The sequence below is a fragment of the Polaribacter gangjinensis genome (assembly GCF_038024125.1).
Lineage (GTDB): Bacteria > Bacteroidota > Bacteroidia > Flavobacteriales > Flavobacteriaceae > Polaribacter > Polaribacter gangjinensis.
The window spans coordinates 2397719-2416016 of the sequence record NZ_CP150662.1; the positions used below are offsets into that span (position 1 = coordinate 2397719).

Sequence of the window (18298 nt, forward strand, 5' to 3'; positions counted from 1 at the left end):
TTGGTTATTTCAAATTTATTTTTATATTTGCCTTATGAATTTACAATCTTTTCATAGCGAATCAAAAATTCCGAAATACAAACAATTGGTAGCTTCTATAGAATCATCCATTGCAGATGGTTCTTTGAAAAAAGACGATCAATTGCCTTCATTGAATGTAATTAAGGACAGATTCAACGTGTCTAGAGATACAGTTTTGACAGCCTTCAATGAATTGAAAAATAGAGGAATTATCAATTCTGTAGTAGGAAAAGGCTATTATGTGGCTTCCGAAAATGTTTTTATTCAGCAAAAAGTTTTTGTATTGTTTGATGAATTAAATTCGTTTAAAGAGGATTTGTACAATGCATTTTTAGAGCAATTAAGCAGTAATATTCAAGTTGAAATTTATTTTCATCATTTTAATATTCATACGTTCAATAATCTGATTTTGAATAATGTAGGTAATTATACGTATTATGTAATAATGCCAGCAAATCTAAATGATACACACAAAGCCATCAGCAGTTTGCCAGCTGATAAGGTGTATATTTTAGATCAAACCAATGAGCAATTGTCGCAATATCCTGCCATTTATCAAAATTTTGAAAAGAATGTGTATGAAGGTTTGCAAGAAGGTTTATCTCTCATTAAAAAATATAAGAAATTGGTCTTGATGTTTGATGAAAACAGTCAGCCAGTTGGAATTTTAAAGGGTTTTACGGCTTTTTGCAATGCATTTGAGTTGTCTTATATTGTGTTGCCAAGCCTCAAAGAATGCATGCCAAGAATTGGAGAAGTCTATGTGATTTTGGATGATAAAAACTTGATTCGAATCATCAAAAAAATCAAAGAAGCATCACTTGAAATCGCCAAAGATGTAGGCATTATTTCTTATAATGACACTCTTTTAAAGGAAGTAGTTGCAGATGGAATCACTACTATTTCTACTGATTTTAGCTTTATGGGCGCAAAATTAGCAAGTATGATTTTAGAAAATTCTCAAGAAAAAATAGAAAATCCAAGTAAATTAATTATCCGAAAATCAGTTTAACGTGTACACAATTCATTCGCAAAAAGTAGAGAATAATGAGCATTTGATTCTAGAAAATGCCTCAAAAACAAGCAAAGTCATCATTTCTTTGCAAGAAGGAGCAAGAATAGCATCCTTAATTTTTGAAGGTAAAACCATCATAAAAGAAGTACACGATTTTTCATATGCTGATTCGTATGCAGCTTCTATTTTATTTCCTTTTGTAAGCAGAATTGAAAATGGCAAGTATCAATTTGATGGCAAAAATTATCAATTAGATTGCAATCAAGCAGGTATTAATGCTTTGCATGGATTGGTTTATAACAAAACTTTTTCAATTGTAAATCAAGAAATTACTGATGAAAATGCTGCAGTAACAATGTCTTACAAAGAAAACAATCCACCAAAAGGATTTCCTTTTACATACGAGTTACAATTGACTTATACACTTTCCGAAAAAGGCTTGTCAATTCATATCAAAGCAACCAATTTAGATGAGGTTTCATTTCCGTTTACAGTTGGTTGGCATCCGTATTTTTATACGAATCATTTGCAAGATGCTGTTGTGAAATTCAATAGTCATCAACAAGTGGCTTTTGATGAAAAATTGATTACGAAAGAATTGATTCCGTTTAAAAACGAAGGAGATTTTACCATCAAAAACAAACAATTAGATGATTGTTTTGTGATGAATGATGATACTATTGAATTTATTACACCAGAATATCAGCTAAAAATCACTTCGGATGTTGCTCAGAATTATCTACAAATGTACACACCACCTCACAAAACATTGATTGCTATTGAGCCTATGACTGGGATTTCTAATAGTTTTAACAATCAAATAGGATTACAGGTTTTAGCACCATCAGAAACCTACGAAATCACTTGGAATTTATCAATCATTTAAAAAATAATCATCATGAGTAAGGAATTAATCAATGAAGTAACTTTAAAATTCAAATCGATTTTTAAATCAGAACCGATTGCAATTTTTTCACCAGGAAGAATCAATATTATTGGAGAGCATACTGATTATAATGGCGGATTTGTTTTTCCTGCAGCAGTTGATAAAGGCATTGCAGCTGCCATTCAAAAAAGTAATTCAGGAAATTCTACTGCAATTGCGTTGGATTTAGACAGTACAATCGAATTTGAGTTGGATAAATTAAAACCATCCAAAGAAGGAAGTTGGGAAAATTATGTATTTGGAGTCGTTGCTGAAATTCAGAATAGAAATAAAGTAATTGGCGATTTCAACATCGTTTTTAAAGGAAATATTCCAGCAGGAGCAGGCATGTCATCTTCAGCAGCTTTAGAAAACAGTGTTGTTTTTGGTTTGAATGAATTGTTTGATTTAGGCTTAACCAAAAAAGAAATGATTCTGATATCCCAAAAAGCAGAACACAATTACGTAGGTGTAAAATGCGGTATTATGGATCAATATGCTAGTATGTTTGGTATTCAAAACAACGCTTTGTTGTTAGATTGTAGGACTGTTGAATCTAAACCTTATGAAATTGATTTTAAAGACCATCAATTGATGTTGATCAACACCAACGTAAAACATAGCTTGTCTGATAGTGCTTATAATGACAGACGCTCTGCTTGCGAAAGTGTAGCAGCCTTATTAAAAGTGGACACTTTACGTGAAGCAACAGAAGAAGATTTAGAAAAAGTAATGGATAAAATTACGCCCGAAAATTACCAAAAAGCACTGTATGTGATTCAAGAAATAGAACGTACTCAAAAAGCTGCAAGAGCCATTGAAAAAAATGATTTGGAAACTTTAGGGGCTTTGATTTATGCATCTCACAGCGGATTGCAACATCAATACAAAGTAAGTTGTGAGGAGTTGGATTTTTTAGTTGCACAAGCAAAAAAGAATAAAAAAGTATTGGGAGCAAGAATGATGGGTGGAGGTTTTGGAGGTTGTACCATCAATTTGGTGGCAAAATCGGAAGCTACAAACTTTGCAGAAATAGCTTCAAAAGCATATAAAAATAAATTTAACAAAGAATGTTCTGTCTATTTTGTGACACTTTCAGACGGGACTCATATTGTAAAATAAAAATCAATCACATCAAAATTATGGAAAATACACATTTACAAGATTACTCTCATAAAAGACTTAACATTCTTACAGGAGAATGGGTGTTGGTTTCGCCTCACAGAGCCAAAAGACCTTGGCAAGGTCAAAACGAAGAAATATCTAAGGAAAAAAGACCTGTATACGACCCAAGTTGTTATTTATGCGCAACAAATACACGTGCAAATGGCGAACAAAATCCTGATTATCAAGATGTATTTGTTTTTGATAATGATTTTGCTGCCTTGCAAAGTGATTCTCCCACTTTTGAAGTCAATGATGGATTGTTCAAAGCACAAAGCGAAACTGGGATTTGTAAAGTGATTTGTTTTAGTCCTGATCATTCCAAAAGTTTGGCTGAAATGTCGGTTGCTGAAATCAAAAAAGTTGTGCACGCTTGGCAAAAAGAATATGTGGAATTAGGAGCTCACGAAATGATTAATTATGTACAAATTTTTGAAAACAAAGGCGCTGTAATGGGCTGCAGCAATCCTCATCCTCATGGACAAATTTGGAGTCAATCTACCTTACCAAACGAAGTTGAAAAGAAAGATATACAACAACGAATTTATTTTGCATCGCATCAAAAAAGTTTATTGGAAACCTATTTGAAGCAAGAATTGGAAGCGAAAGAACGTATCATTTTTGAAAATGATGAATTTGTGGTATTGATTCCTTTTTGGGCAGTTTGGCCTTTTGAAGCAATGATTGCGCCTAAAAAAGCACAAAAAAATATCACCCAATTATCAGATTCTGGAGCAACCAATTTTGCAGAAGCCATAGCTGTCATTACAAGTACTTATGACAAATTGTTCAATACGTCTTTTCCATATTCAAGTGGAATTCATCAAGCACCAACAAATGGAGAGGAAAATGAACATTGGCATTGGCACATGAGTTTTTACCCACCTTTGTTACGAAGTGCTACTGTAAAGAAATTTATGGTTGGTTATGAGATGTTTGGCTCGCCACAAAGAGATATTACAGCCGAAATTGCTGCAAAAAGATTGCGAGATTTGATTTAATAACAAAATTGAGCAATATTTTTTTCAATGAAAATTTAATTATTTGCAATAAAACAATTCATTTCTTGATTTTTAAGTATTCAAATAAATGAAAAGTAACTATTTGATAAAAGTTTTGAAAGTTTTTGCTTATTATTTGCAATTTTGAATTTAATAGTTAGATTTGTTGCGCAAAAAAACGAAAAGAGATGTTACATAACACTTGGACAGGTTTCTACTTTTACTTTTATTTTTACAATAAAAGCAGAGACTTTGTGTGTTGTTAAAACTAAAAATACATAAAATATAAAGTCTCGAAGTTTTCGAGGCTTTTTTTTTAGAATTTATATGAACAAAATTATAGCCATACAAGGAGCAAAAGGTTCCAATCATCACAAAGTTGCACAGGACTTTTATGGAGAAGATATTCCTTTAAAGGAATGCATGTCTTTTGATATTTTGGTGGATAGCTTGTTAGATAAAACTGCTCATATTGGCATCATGGCTTTAGAAAATACAATTGCAGGTTCTATCATTCCGAATTACGCATTGATTGATAAAAACAATTTGCATATTGTTGGTGAAGAATATTTGAATATTCACCATCATTTGATGGCCTTGAAAGGACAACAAATAGATGATATTCAAGAAGTTTGGTCACATCCAATGGCATTATTACAATGTAAGGAGTTTTTTAAAAAATATCCAAATATCAGGATGATTGAAGATGTTGATACAGCAGAAGTTGCCAAACGAATTGCACAAAAACAACTCAAAGGCATTGCTGCAATTGCACCAAAAATTGCTGCTGAAATCTTTGGTTTGGATGTTTTAGCAGATGATATTCAAACGATTAAAGACAATGCAACACGTTTTGTGATTGTGCAAACCAATGAATTGCCAGTTGATGAATCACATAATAAAGCGTCTATCAAATTTCAATTGAGTCATAAAAGAGGAAGTTTGGCTGCGATTTTAAACGCTATGAGCGATTGCAAAATGAACTTGACTAAAATTCAGTCTTTACCAGTTATTGAAACTCCGTGGAAATATTCTTTTTTTGTTGATGTTACTTTTGAAGATTACAAAGATTATCAAAAAGCCATCTCCTTAATTGCGATTATGGCTGAAAATTTTAAAGTATTGGGAGTGTATAAAAACGGAAGACCACAACCGAACTTGAATCCATTTCAAGAAAAACAAGAAACTATATGATTGCAGCAGCCAAAAGATTAGATACTGTTCAAGAATACTATTTCTCACAAAAATTGAGGGAAGTACGCAATTTGCAAATGGCAGGAAAACCTATCATCAATATGGGAATTGGAAGTCCGGATTTGCAACCTCCAACTGCTGTTTTAGAAGCAATTCAAAATAGTTTGTTTGATGCAGGAGCACATAAATATCAATCATATCAAGGTTTGCCAGAGTTGCGAAAAGCAATGGCAGATTTTTATAAAAATAAGTATCAAGTTGATTTAAATCCAGAAAATGAAATCTTGCCTTTGATGGGAAGCAAAGAGGGAATTATGCACATTTCCATGGCTTTTTTAAACGAAGGTGATGGCGTTTTGATTCCAAATCCTGGGTATCCAACGTACACTTCTGTTACAAATTTGGTAGGAGCAACTCCTGTTTTTTACAATTTGGATGAACAAAATGATTGGCAACCCAATTTTGATGAACTAGAAAAATTGGATTTATCTAATATCAAAATCATGTGGGTAAATTATCCACACATGCCAACAGGAACCAATGCCACTTTTGAAACCTTAGAAAAGTTGGTTGCTTTTGGAAAAAAACATCAAATTCTCATCATCAATGACAATCCTTACAGTTTTGTTTTGAGTAAAAATCCGGTTAGTATTTTACGAGTTGATGGTGCAAAAGAGGTAGCTTTAGAATTGAATTCTCTTAGCAAAACTTTCAATATGGCTGGCTGGAGAGTTGGAATGGTTTTAGGAAAAGCAAGCTATATCAACGAAGTTTTGAAAGTAAAAAGCAATATGGATTCAGGCATGTTTTATGGCATTCAAAAAGGAGCCATTAAAGCATTAGAACTAGGTAATGATTGGTTTGAATCACAAAATAAAGTGTATGAAGAACGTCGAAAATTGATTTGGGAATTGGCTGATAAATTAGAGTGTACCTGTCAAAAAGATTCCACAGGATTATTTGTGTGGGCGAAAATTCCAGAAGGAAAAAAATCAGAAGAAGTTACAGATGATATCTTGTATGACAAAGATATTTTTATCACTCCAGGAACGGTTTTTGGATCTCAGGGAGAAGGATTTATCCGATTTTCATTATGTGTTTCATCCGAAGTTATAAAAGAAGCGATTGCAAGAATATGAAAAACATATATTTAATAGGAGTTGGTTTGATAGGAGGTAGTTTTGCGATTGACATCAAAAAACACTTTTCAGATACTATTATGTATGGAATCAGCAGAAAAGAGACTACTTTAGATGAAGCTTTGTCTTTGAATTTAATTGATAAAAAAGCCACAATTGCCGATTTGCAAAATGCTGATTTGGTGATTATTTCTATACCTGTAGATGCAACTGTAAAATTATTACCTACTATTTTAGACAATATTGCCGATCATACTTTAGTGATTGATGCAGGTTCAACCAAAGAAGCGATTTGCAAAGTGGTTGAAAATCATCCCAAAAGACGAAATTTTTTGGCCTGTCATCCCATTGCAGGAACAGAAAATTCAGGACCATCAGCAGCCATTCCAAATTTGTATGTAGGTAAAACCAACATCATTTGCGAAGTAGAAAAAACAACGTTCAAATTGCAAGAAAAAGCATTGCAATTGTTCACAGCAATAGGCATGCGAATTCGCTATATGGATCCTGTTGCGCACGACAAACACATTGCGTATGTATCTCATCTTTCGCACATTAGTTCATTCATGTTAGGAAAAACTGTCTTGGAAAAAGAAAAGAATGAACGCGATATTTTTGATATGGCAGGTTCAGGATTTGCATCAACAGTACGTTTGGCAAAAAGTTCACCAGCAATGTGGACACCCATTTTTAAACAAAATAAGGAAAATGTTATTGAAACATTAGAAGAATATATCCATAATTTGCAGCATTTTAAAGAATTGATGCAGCAAGAAAATTTCGATGAAATTTACAACGAAATGGAAAATACCAATTACATAAAACAAATATTAAACGGCATCAAATAAACGCCAAAAACACCAAAAAAATGAAAAATACAGCAGCATTAAGAACATGGTTGGATGAAATGAATTTAACACATCCACTAGTAATAGCAGGGCCTTGTAGCGCAGAAACTGAAGAGCAAGTGCTAAAAATTGCACACGAACTAAAAGATTCTGATGTAAATTATTATAGAGCAGGCATTTGGAAACCAAGAACAAGACCAGGAATGTTTGAAGGTGTTGGAGAAATTGGTTTGCGTTGGTTGAAAAAAGTAAAAGAAGAAACTGGCATGAAAACTTGTACAGAAGTGGCAAATGCAGCTCATGTAAAGTTGGCAATGGACAATGATGTTGATTTACTTTGGATTGGTGCACGTTCTACAGTTTCACCTTTCATCATGCAAGAAATTGCTGATGCATTGCAAGGAACAGACAAAATTGTGTTGGTTAAAAATCCTGTAAATCCTGATTTGGCTTTGTGGTTAGGAGGAATTGAGCGTTTGTACACAGCAGGAATTAAAAATTTAGGAGCCATTCACAGAGGATTTTCTACCTACGAAAAATCAAAATATCGTAATATTCCTGAATGGCAATTGGCGATTGAATTTCAAAATAAATTTCCAGATTTGCCTTTGATTTGCGATCCATCACACATTACAGGAAATAGAAATATGATTTTTGATGTGTCTCAAACTGCCTTAGATTTGAATTTTGATGGTTTAATGATTGAAACGCATATTGATCCAGACAATGCTTGGAGTGATGCTGCGCAACAAGTTACACCAACCAGATTGAAACAAATCATGGAAGATTTAAAAATCAGAAAAGAAACAGAAAACGATTCAAAATTCAGAGATTCATTAGAAAATTTACGTGCACAAATCAATGTTATTGATGATCAATTGATTGAAATTTTAGGAAAACGTATGAAAGTTGCAGATCAAATTGGATTGTTGAAAAAAGAGAAAAACGTGGCAGTTTTACAATCAAAACGTTGGAATGAAATTTTAGGAAATATGGTTTTAGAAGGTGAACAAAGAGGTTTAAGTGAAGAGTTTATCTTGAGAATGTTTAAAGCAATTCACCAAGAATCTATCAATCATCAAGAAAAAATTATCAACGGATAAAATTTTATAAAGCTATTTATAAAAACACCTCACAATTCCAAATCATTGGAAAGTGGGGTGTTTTATTTATATGCAATTTTTATAAAATCATTTTTATTCTCATCTTTGTTTTATGACAGGAATTGTATATAAATCTACTGGAAGTTGGTATTGGGTAAAATCCGAAAATAATACTTTTCATAAATGTAGAATTCAGGGAAAATTCAGAATTAAAGGTATCAAAAGTACCAATCCAATTGCGGTTGGTGACAAGGTTTCCTTTTTTTTGGAAAAAATTGGAGATGAAGAAATTGGCATCATCAAAAACATTCACGATCGTCAAAATTTTATCGCTCGAAAATCAGTAAATCTCTCTAAACAAACCCAAATTATTGCAGCCAATATTGATGTCGTTTTTTTATTAATTACCATTGATAATCCACCCACTTTTACCACTTTTATTGATCGATTTTTAGTAACCACAAGAGCTTACAGAATTGATACAGTATTGGTTTTTAATAAGATGGATGCATACGAAATTGAACAAAAAGCTGAGGTTTTATATCTGAAAGATATTTATGAAGCCATTGGGTATCAATGTATAGAAGTTTCTGCAACTCAAGGTAAAAACATCGATGTTTTAAAAGACATGATGCTTCAAAAAACATCCATGTTTGTTGGGCATTCTGGTGTTGGAAAATCAACTTTGGTAAATGCGATTGAACCAACATTAAACCTGAAAACAAAACAAATTTCTGAGCAACATAAACAAGGACAACATACTACAACTTTTGCAGAAATGTTCGATTTGAGTTTTGATGCTCGAATAATAGATACGCCAGGAATCAAAGGTTTTGGCATTGTTGATATTGATAAATACGAATTAAATGATTATTTTCCTGAGTTTTTTGAGCTGAAACAACACTGTAAATTCAATAATTGTTTGCATTTAAAAGAGCCCAATTGTGCCGTAAAAGAAGCTTTGGAAGAAGATAAAATTTCTTGGTCTCGTTACAAAAGTTATTTGCAAATTTTTAATGGCGAAGAAGATGGTGAGCATTACAGAACGGATAATTGGGATGAAGAAGAAGAGGATTAAGTCCCCTTTGTCTTTCAGACATTTCCCCAAAGGGGAAAATCGAATTGTAAAATTCCGATTTTAATTATGTAAAAGTTAACATCATAATCATTAATAAAAGGTTTCTTAAATTAAAAAAAATATGAAACTATGAAAGTTGTTATTCAAAGAGTATCAAAAGCTAGCGTTACAATTGCTCAACAAAAAGTAGCTGACATTCAACATGGATTGCTAGTTTTGTTGGGTATTATTGATGAAGATTCTCTAGAAGACATCAATTGGTTAGTAAAAAAAATCGTCAATTTGCGCATTTTTAATGATGAAAATGAGGTAATGAATCTTTCACTAAAAGATGTTAAAGGCGATTTGATTTTGGTAAGTCAATTTACCTTGCATGCATCCACCAAAAAAGGAAACAGACCAAGTTATATCAAAGCTGCAAAACCCGAAATTGCCATTCCATTGTATGAGAATTTTATAGTTTCATTGGAAAATGAACTCGAAAAAAAGATACAAACAGGAGAATTTGGTGCAGATATGAAAGTGAAATTATTGAATGATGGTCCTGTAACTATTATCATGGATTCTAAAAATAAAGAGTAAATTTTAATTAATAATTAAGAATTGGGAATTAAGAATTTTCAAAAGTGAATCTTAAAAACTATCATTTCTAAACACCGAAAACTAAGCACTAAAAACTCATATTTATTGTATTTCGATATTCATACACATTCAACGTTAAGCTCAAATCAGGTTTTTACGATTCAAAATAGGTATCCAACTTCGGATGATTTTTCAAGACCTTTTTCAATAGGATTGCACCCTTGGTTTTTGAAAAAAGAGACTGCTGAAATAGAACTAAGTTTGTTGGAGGAAAAATTGCAACATTCCAAATGTTTTGCACTTGGTGAATGTGGCTTGGATAAAGCGATTGAAACCAATTTCGATTTTCAAAAAGCAATTTTCATCAAACAAATTCATCTTTCTGAAAAGTATCAAAAACCCATCATCATTCATTGTGTGCGTGCTTTTCAAGAAATTATTGAAATCAAAAAAGTACAAAAACCTTCACAACCTTGGATTATTCATGGTTTTCAAAAAGATAAACAATTGGCTTTTACTTTGATAGAAAATGGATTTTTACTTTCATTTGGAGCAGCTGTTTTAGAAAGTACAAAAGTTCAAGAAGCAATTTCAGCAATTTCAATCGATAAAATTTTTATTGAAACCGACAATTCAGAGGTTTCAATTCAAGAAATTTATCAGAAAATTTCAAACATTAAAAAAGTTCCATTAGAGAAACTAAAAGAACAAATTCACATAAATTTCAAATATATTTTTACATCATGAGTTGGTTAGAACGCACAGAATTATTGATACAAAAAGAAGGTATTGAAACACTTAAAAACGCCCATATTTTAATTGTTGGTTTGGGTGGAGTTGGCTCTTTTGCTGCCGAATTTATTGCCAGAGCAGGAGTACAAAATGTAACTTTAGTTGATGGTGATGTTTTTGATATAACAAACATTAACAGGCAATTGACTGCCTTACAATCAACCGTTGGAAAATCAAAAGCACTAGTTTTAAAAGAACGATTGTTAGACATCAATCCAACAATGCACATTGAAACCATTCAAGATTTTTTAACTCCCGAAAAAGCCTTTGTAATAGTTACAGAAAAATTTGATTTTGTGATGGACTGTATAGATAGCATTTCGCCAAAACTTAATTTATTGATAGCTGCAAAACGAAAAAAAGTAAAAGTAATTAGTTCAATGGGTGCAGGAGGTAAAATGGATGTATCAAAAGTTAAGGTAGCAGAAATCAGTAAAACAAACAATTGCTCAATGGCAAGAGTGATTAGAAGAAGATTAAAAAAAGAAGGAATTCAAAAAGGAATTAAAGTTGTTTTTTCTGAAGAAATGCAACAAGAATCAAGTTTACGATTGGTAGAAAATGCACAATATAAAAAGTCATTTTACGGTACTATCAGTTTTATGCCAGCAGCTTTTGGGTTGCATGCAGCTGCTTATGTTATTAATTATTTGTTAAAAAATGATAAAAAATAATTTCCATGGAAAATAAATTTATATATTTGCCATGGAAAATAAATAACATCAATTTAAAAACAATCAAAATGAAAAAATCAATAGTATTAGTAGCAATAGTAGCATCAGTATTTACTGCATGCAAATCAGAAAAAAAAGAAACAATGGCTTTAAACGAAGAGACAAAAATGGAAGTGAACAATTATGTAGAAAACAATGTTGATATCTTAACATCGGTATTGACATGGAAAGGATCAAAACCAACAGGTTCTCACAATGGAACTGTGGCTTTAAAAAGCGGAAATTTAGAAGTTGTAAAAGGAAAGATTAAATCAGGAGTTTTTGTGGTTGATTTAAATACTATTAAAAACTTAGATTTAGCAGGTACAGATGGTGCTGCAAACTTAGAAGGACATTTAAAAGGAGAAGATTTCTTTGATGTAGCAAAATATCCAACATCTACTTTTACCATTACAAGCACAAAAAATAATGGTGCAAAAATTGATGTGACAGGTAAATTACAAATTAAAGATGTTACTAAAACCATCACAATTCCTGCAGTTTTATCAACTGAAAATGGTGTAACAGTATTTACAAGTGAAGTTTTCAAAATAAATAGAGCTGATTTCAATGTAAAATATGGTTCAAAATCATTTTTTGACAATTTGAAAGACAAGTTTATTGATGATATTATCGAAATGTCGTTTGTTGTAAAAACAAAAGCATAATCAGTAATCATAAAAGCATCAGAAAATGAAAGCAGATAGACCAAAATGCGGATGTGGAAATACATCAAATTCAGAAGGATATTGTGATGGTTCGCATTTGAACAAATAAATCATAAAAAATTAAAATACTTTTTTTTAAAAAAAACCCAAAACAGTTTGTTTTGGGTTTTTTAATTTTATATGTTTGGTTTTTTAAAAAATTGCTTTGATAAAGTCAACCCTCATCCTAATTATTTTTCTCTTTAGTATTTTTTGTAAAGCTCAAGATCTCTCACTTTCTGCACTTTCTATTCCTAAAGAATTAAAAGAAAATGCCAATGCCGTTATTAGAAATGAGCAAATCAATATCAATATTTTAGCAGTTGATGAGATGATTGTTACTCAAAAAAGAACGGTAACAGTTTTAAACAAATCAGGAAATACTAGTGCTGAGATGTATGAGCATTATGATAATGATACAAAAATCACAAAACTTTCTGCAGTAATTTATGACGCTTTTGGCAAGGAAATCCAAAAATATTCAAAAGGAAAATTTTTAGATGTAAGTGCTGTTGATGGTGGAACTTTGTATTCAGACGATCGTGTAAAATACTTAGATTATACGCCCACTACTTATCCATATACCTTGGTTTTTGAATCAGAATACAAAACATCTTCTACAGGTTTTATTCCAAGTTGGGTTCCTGTAAGTCGATATTTTGTGGCTGTGGAAAGTAGTAAATACACTATTGTAAATTCACCCAACATTCCTTGGAGAAAGAAAAATTTAAACTTTACCAATTTCGATATCAAAATTGATGAATTAGAAAATAATATTACTTATTCAATACAAAATCAACCTGCTTTTGAGCCTGAAAATGTGTCAATTGATTTCCGAGAATTTGTTCCAAGAACTATTTTTGCTTTAGAATCTTTTTCATTAAAAGGTACCTTAGGAAATAATCCAAATTGGAAAGATTTTGGATTATGGATGCATGAAAAGTTATTGAAAGGTAGAGATGAATTGAGTCCTGAAACCATTGCAATTGTAAATAAAATGGTTGAAGGTGTTACTGATCCTATTGAAAAAGCAAAATTGGTATATCAATACATGCAACAAAAAACTAGGTATATCAGTGTTCAAGTTGGTATTGGAGGTTGGGAGCCCATTGCCGCTAATTTAGTAGATAATGTTGGTTACGGAGATTGTAAAGGCTTAACAAATTATACCAAAGCTTTGTTGGATGCTGTAGGTGTAACGTCTTATTATACTGTAGTTTACGCAGATGATAAAATAGATATTGATAAAGATTTCTCTTCATTACAAGGAAATCATGTTATTTTAAACATACCCAATAACGGCAAAGATATTTGGTTAGAATGCACGAGTCAAACTATGCCTTTTGGATTTTTGGGAGATTTTACAGATGATAGAGACGTCTTAGTTGTAACTCCTGAAGGAGGTTTTATCAAGCGCACAGCTTCTTATAAAAACGAGCAAAATTTACAAGCCACCAAAGCTACTATTCAATTATTAGAAAGTGGAAATTTGACAGCAACTATCAAAAAAGTTTCTACAGGTATTCAATACGATAGTAGTGTTGGTTTAGAAAGGTTAACGCAAGATGAACTTATAAAAGGCTATAAAACAGGCATTTGGAGTTATATTAATAATCTTGAAATCAACAAAGCTGTTCTTGATAATGATAAAAACGCCATTCAATTTACAGAAGACGTTGAGGTTTCTATTCAGAATTTTGCAACCATAAATGAATCTGATTATTTATTTAGGGTAAATGTTTTTAATAGAAACAGTTTTGTTCCTAACAAATATAAAGACAGAAAATTACCTCTCAAGATTGAAAGAGGCTACAAAGATACTGACGAATATATTTTTACAATTCCAACAAATTACAAATTTGAAAGTTTGCCAGCAGCAACAGAAATAATCACAAAATTTGGTGAGTATAAATTAAAATTTCAACAAATTGATGAAACTTCATTTTCATATTCGAGAGAACTTTTCATAAAAGACGGAGTATATCCAAAAGAAGATTATGAAGAATACCGCAATTTTAGAAGAAGTATAGCCAAATTAGAAAACCTACGAATCGCCATAATAAAAAAATAAATCATGATTAAAAAAATCGCCTTTTTACTGGTTGTGTTAATCCAAACAATCACATTTTCTCAAGATTATAAATTCGGAAAAGTTTCAAAAGAAGAGTTAGAAGAAAAATTTCATCCTATTGATTCTACTGCAGAAGCTGCATATTTATACAATTACAGACGCTCGTATTTCGATTTTAATCAAACCAAAGGTGGTTTTGACTTGATAACTGAGGTGCATCAAAGAATAAAAATTTACACTAAAGAAGGATTTGATTATGCAAATAAAACAATCAATTATTACAGTCCTGATTCTGGTGACTCAGAATCAGTTTACAATGTAAGTGGCTATACATATTACCTTGAAAACGGAAAAGTTGAAAAAGAAAAACTGTCTAAAGACGGCATGTTTAAAGAAAAGAAAAACAAATACAATGCAGTATTTAAAATAACATTACCCAAAATTAGTGAAGGTTGTATTATAGAGTTCAAATACACTTTATCTTCACCATACGCAACGTCTATTGATGATGTTCGCTTTCAATTAGGAGTTCCAGTTAAAAAAATGGAAGCTAAATTAGAAATACCCGAATTTTATGCATTTAATATTCTCAACAAAGGATATTATACAGTGCCATTAAAAAAAGCAAGTAAAACATTTTTAGTGGGTAGTTCAACTTACATTAGCAATACATATAACTATGAAGCTGAAAATATTCCTGCATTGAAAAACAATGAATCTTATGTTGCGAATATTGATAATTATAGAGGAGCAGCAATGTTTGAACTTGCCCAAACCAATTTTATGAGTGTTGGTGGAGAATTCAAGTCATACACACGAACTTGGGAACAAGTAAGTAAACAAATTTTTGAATATGAATCTTTTGGTTCTGAATTGAACAAGTCAGGATATTATAGTGATGATTTGAGTAAAATTCTTGAAACTGCAAAATCAGATCCAGAAAAGGTAGGAGCCATCTTTCATTTCGTAAAAAATAAAATGAAATGGAATGGATTTTACAGTAAATATGCTGATAACGGAGTTAGAAAAGCATACAAAGAAAACGTTGGAAATGTAGCAGATATTAACCTAATTTTAATTGCAATGTTGCGTGAAGCTGGGCTGAATGCAAACCCTGTTTTGATAAGCTCAAGAGGCAATGGAGTTCCGCTTTTTCCAACGCTAAATGGTTTTGATTATGTGATTGGAATTGTTCAATTTCCAGATAATTCATATGTTTTATTAGATGCAACTGAACCTTACAGTTCTCCGAATTTATTGCCAGTAAGAGCGTTAAATTGGCAAGGCAGAATTGTACAAAAAGACGGAACATCAGCTTGGGTTAATTTAACCGCTTCTAAACATGCCCTTGAAGAAAACTTCATGATGGTAAAAATGACAGATGATTTGTCAATCGAAGGTTTGTTAAGAACTAAAAACGAAAACTTAAATGCCTTAACAATTCGAAGAAATCAAAATCATTTAAAAGATGAAGACTTAAAAGCAAAGCTAGAAGAAGCATATAAAATTGAAATTGAAGAGTATAAAATTGGAAATAAAGACGATGTAAGTTTAGCATTGACAAGAACCATAAAGTTTTCTAGCGAAGATTTAGTGGAGCAAATCAATGATAAAGTGTATGTAGAGCCATTGTTATTTTTAACGGCTAGAAACAATCCTTTTAAATTAGAAGAGCGTAAATATCCTGTAGATTTTGCAACTGCTTGGAGAGATGTACATAGAGTAAATATCGAAATTCCTGCAGGTTATACAGTTGAAAAACTTCCTGAGCCATTGGCTATTGCGCTTCCTGATAATATTGGTGTTTTTAAATATCAAGTAACCCAAAATGCTAATAAGATAAGTACAGTAGCTATTTTAGAATTCAATGAACCGATGATTTTGCCAGATAATTATCAATTTTTGAAAGATTTTTATAGCAAATTAGTGCTTAAAGAAGCTGAGAAAGTTGTATTGGTAAAACAATAAATAAAAAACCCAAAACAAACTGTTTTGGGTTTTTTATTACAAACGAATTGCAGTTGTATTTTTCAATTGTTCAATGGCAAAACTACTATGTGTACTGCCAATGTATTTGATGGCTGTCAATTTCGTTAACATAAAATCACGAAAAGATTCCATGTCTTTTACATAAATCTTTAGGATGTAATCATAATCTCCACTTACATGAAAACATTCAGAAACTTCTTCTAATTTTAAAATTTCTTTTTCAAAAGTGGTTACATATTCTTTGGTGTGTTGCATTAATTTAATGTGACAAAAAACCAAAAAGTTTTTCTCTATTTTTTGTTTATTGATGATTGAAACATACTTTTCAATCACGTGTTCTTTCTCTAATTTTTTGATGCGTTCATATACAGCAGTTACAGATAAGTTCAGTTGTAATGACAACTGTTTTGTAGTTTGTTTGGCATTTTGTTGTAGTAAATTCAGTAGTTTTTTATCTGTTTCATCTAAAATCATATTCAAAAAATTTTCTATTAAATCAGTTTGATATTTATTAATATAGTTTTTAAAACTAAATAATATTATAAAAATAGATAAATAATCTATAATATATCATAATAATTGACAAATTTTCTTAAATGTTGTTATTTTGAAATCAAATAATCCATCTAATCATGAAATTCAATCCAGCAGAAAACATTCAAGACTTACAATATTTTGGCGAATTTGGAGGTGTAAACCCTTCCATCTCAGATTCTTCAACGTACACATTTTTATCCGCAAAAACCATGTTCGATACTTTCGAAGGAAATGCAGATGGTTGTTATTTATATTCACGCCATTCTTCGCCTTCTAATTTGTATTTAGGAGAAGCTTTAGCTGCTTTAGAAGGAACAGAAACTGCCAATGTTGCTGCATCAGGAATGGGAGCCATTACGCAAGTGTTATTGCAATTGTGCAAAGGAGGTGATCACATTGTTTCTAGCAGAACTATTTATGGTGGAACCTATGCATTTTTGAAAAATTTCACACCAAAACTCAATATTGAAACTACTTTCGTTGACATCACAAAATTGGATATTGTAGAAGCTGCAATCACCAAAAATACCAAAGTTTTATATTGTGAATCTGTGAGCAATCCTTTGTTGGAAGTGGCTGATATAAAAGCTTTGGCTGATTTGGCAAAAAAATACAATTTGCAATTAGTGGTGGATAATACCTTTTCTCCATTGTTAATTTCTCCAGCAAAATTAGGTGCTCATGTTGTGATTCACAGTTTAACGAAATTCATCAATGGTTCTTCTGATACGTTGGGTGGAGTGGTTTGTGGTACTCAAGAATTCATCAATAATTTACGAAATGTGAATGATGGCGCAAGTATGTTATTGGGCTCAACTATGGATAGTTTGCGAGCAGCATCCATCCTTAAAAATCTGAGAACGTTGCATATCAGAATGACGCAACACAGCAAAAATGCTCAATTTTTAGCAGAAAAATTTGAGGCTGATGGATTAAAAACGGTTTATCCGGGATTGGTTTCTCATCCATCACACGAAATTTTTAAATCGATGATGAATACTGATTATGGTTTTGGAGGATTGTTAACAATTGATGTTGGTTCATTAGAAAAAGCCAATGAATTGATGGAATTAATGCAACTTAAAAAAATAGGTTATTTGGCAGTAAGTTTAGGATTTTACAAAACCTTATTTTCTGCACCTGGAAGTTCCACTTCATCAGAAATTCCGAAAGAAGAACAAATAGCAATGGGACTTTCTGAAGGGTTGATTCGTTTTTCAATTGGATTAGACAATGACATTGAGCGTACATACAACAGCATGAAAAACTGCATGATTGAAGTGGGTGTTTTAAAAAAATAATTACTTTAGTTTTCCAATCCCGAAATTTCGGGACTGCAAGGTTTTCAAAACCTTGTAGGTATAAATCTTATTTTTTTACTGTTTTTTTTAGATAATTTTTGATTTGCATACTTTTCTG

General features: G+C 31.6%; 17 protein-coding genes. 16 read left to right on the top strand and 1 reads right to left on the bottom strand.

Going from position 1 to position 18298, the window contains the following annotated elements; translation table 11 throughout:
* The first annotated feature begins 34 nt into the window (after nt 1–34).
* The 15 genes from WHA43_RS10620 (at nt 35) to WHA43_RS10690 (ending at nt 16321) form a co-directional block, all read left to right on the top strand.
* Complete coding sequence (locus WHA43_RS10620) at nt 35–1033, top strand: GntR family transcriptional regulator (RefSeq protein WP_105047023.1); 999 nt, start codon at nt 35–37, stop codon at nt 1031–1033.
* A 1-nt stretch (nt 1034) separates the two neighbouring features.
* Nucleotides 1035–1922 (top strand): aldose 1-epimerase, encoded by an 888-nt coding sequence (locus tag WHA43_RS10625; RefSeq protein WP_105047024.1) that lies wholly within the window; start codon nt 1035–1037, stop codon nt 1920–1922.
* A gap of 12 nt (nt 1923–1934) precedes the next feature.
* Nucleotides 1935–3083, top strand: coding sequence for a galactokinase (gene galK, locus WHA43_RS10630; protein WP_105047025.1), 1149 nt, complete (start codon nt 1935–1937; stop codon nt 3081–3083).
* A gap of 20 nt (nt 3084–3103) precedes the next feature.
* A complete protein-coding gene (locus WHA43_RS10635) occupies nt 3104–4126 on the top strand; it encodes a UDP-glucose--hexose-1-phosphate uridylyltransferase (RefSeq protein ID WP_105047026.1) in 1023 nt (340 codons plus the stop codon).
* Between the two features lie 327 nt (nt 4127–4453).
* Nucleotides 4454–5320, top strand: a complete 867-nt coding sequence (locus WHA43_RS10640; RefSeq protein WP_105047027.1) for a prephenate dehydratase — start codon at nt 4454–4456, stop codon at nt 5318–5320.
* A complete protein-coding gene (locus WHA43_RS10645) occupies nt 5317–6459 on the top strand; it encodes a pyridoxal phosphate-dependent aminotransferase (RefSeq protein WP_105047028.1) in 1143 nt (380 codons plus the stop codon). The genes WHA43_RS10640 and WHA43_RS10645 overlap by 4 nt, the downstream gene beginning before the upstream one ends.
* Entirely contained in the window at nt 6456–7307 is an 852-nt protein-coding gene (locus WHA43_RS10650; protein ID WP_105047029.1) for a prephenate dehydrogenase, read from the top strand. Before WHA43_RS10645 ends, WHA43_RS10650 begins: the two co-directional genes overlap by 4 nt.
* 20 nt (nt 7308–7327) lie before the next feature.
* Nucleotides 7328–8410, top strand: coding sequence for a bifunctional 3-deoxy-7-phosphoheptulonate synthase/chorismate mutase type II (locus tag WHA43_RS10655; RefSeq protein WP_105047030.1), 1083 nt, complete (start codon nt 7328–7330; stop codon nt 8408–8410).
* 112 nt (nt 8411–8522) lie between these two features.
* On the top strand, nt 8523–9488 hold the full coding sequence (gene rsgA / locus WHA43_RS10660) for a ribosome small subunit-dependent GTPase A (RefSeq protein WP_105047031.1): 966 nt from the start codon (nt 8523–8525) through the stop codon (nt 9486–9488).
* A gap of 129 nt (nt 9489–9617) precedes the next feature.
* Nucleotides 9618–10070 carry a D-aminoacyl-tRNA deacylase gene (gene dtd / locus WHA43_RS10665; RefSeq protein ID WP_105047032.1) on the top strand — a complete coding sequence of 151 codons (453 nt, stop codon included), beginning with the start codon at nt 9618–9620 and terminating at the stop codon, nt 10068–10070.
* Nucleotides 10071–10175: 105 nt separating this feature from the next.
* On the top strand, nt 10176–10817 hold the full coding sequence (locus tag WHA43_RS10670; RefSeq protein ID WP_170039587.1) for a TatD family hydrolase: 642 nt from the start codon (nt 10176–10178) through the stop codon (nt 10815–10817).
* Nucleotides 10814–11536, top strand: coding sequence for a tRNA threonylcarbamoyladenosine dehydratase (locus WHA43_RS10675; protein WP_105047034.1), 723 nt, complete (start codon nt 10814–10816; stop codon nt 11534–11536). Before WHA43_RS10670 ends, WHA43_RS10675 begins: the two co-directional genes overlap by 4 nt.
* A 68-nt stretch (nt 11537–11604) precedes the next feature.
* Nucleotides 11605–12243 carry a YceI family protein gene (locus WHA43_RS10680; RefSeq protein ID WP_105047382.1) on the top strand — a complete coding sequence of 213 codons (639 nt, stop codon included), beginning with the start codon at nt 11605–11607 and terminating at the stop codon, nt 12241–12243.
* 205 nt (nt 12244–12448) lie between these two features.
* Nucleotides 12449–14353 (top strand): DUF3857 domain-containing protein, encoded by a 1905-nt coding sequence (locus WHA43_RS10685; RefSeq protein ID WP_226742891.1) that lies wholly within the window; start codon nt 12449–12451, stop codon nt 14351–14353.
* Nucleotides 14354–14356: 3 nt separating this feature from the next.
* Nucleotides 14357–16321: a transglutaminase domain-containing protein gene (locus WHA43_RS10690; protein ID WP_105047035.1), complete on the top strand. Its 1965-nt coding sequence runs from the start codon at nt 14357–14359 to the stop codon at nt 16319–16321.
* A gap of 36 nt (nt 16322–16357) precedes the next feature.
* Here the strand turns inward: WHA43_RS10690 and WHA43_RS10695 are convergent, their stop codons facing one another.
* Nucleotides 16358–16816, bottom strand: coding sequence for an Lrp/AsnC family transcriptional regulator (locus tag WHA43_RS10695; RefSeq protein WP_211290331.1), 459 nt, complete (start codon nt 16814–16816; stop codon nt 16358–16360).
* Nucleotides 16817–16974: 158 nt separating this feature from the next.
* Between WHA43_RS10695 and WHA43_RS10700 the strand changes: the two genes are divergently transcribed.
* Nucleotides 16975–18180, top strand: a complete 1206-nt coding sequence (locus WHA43_RS10700) for an aminotransferase class I/II-fold pyridoxal phosphate-dependent enzyme (protein ID WP_105047036.1) — start codon at nt 16975–16977, stop codon at nt 18178–18180.
* Nucleotides 18181–18298 lie beyond the last annotated feature (118 nt).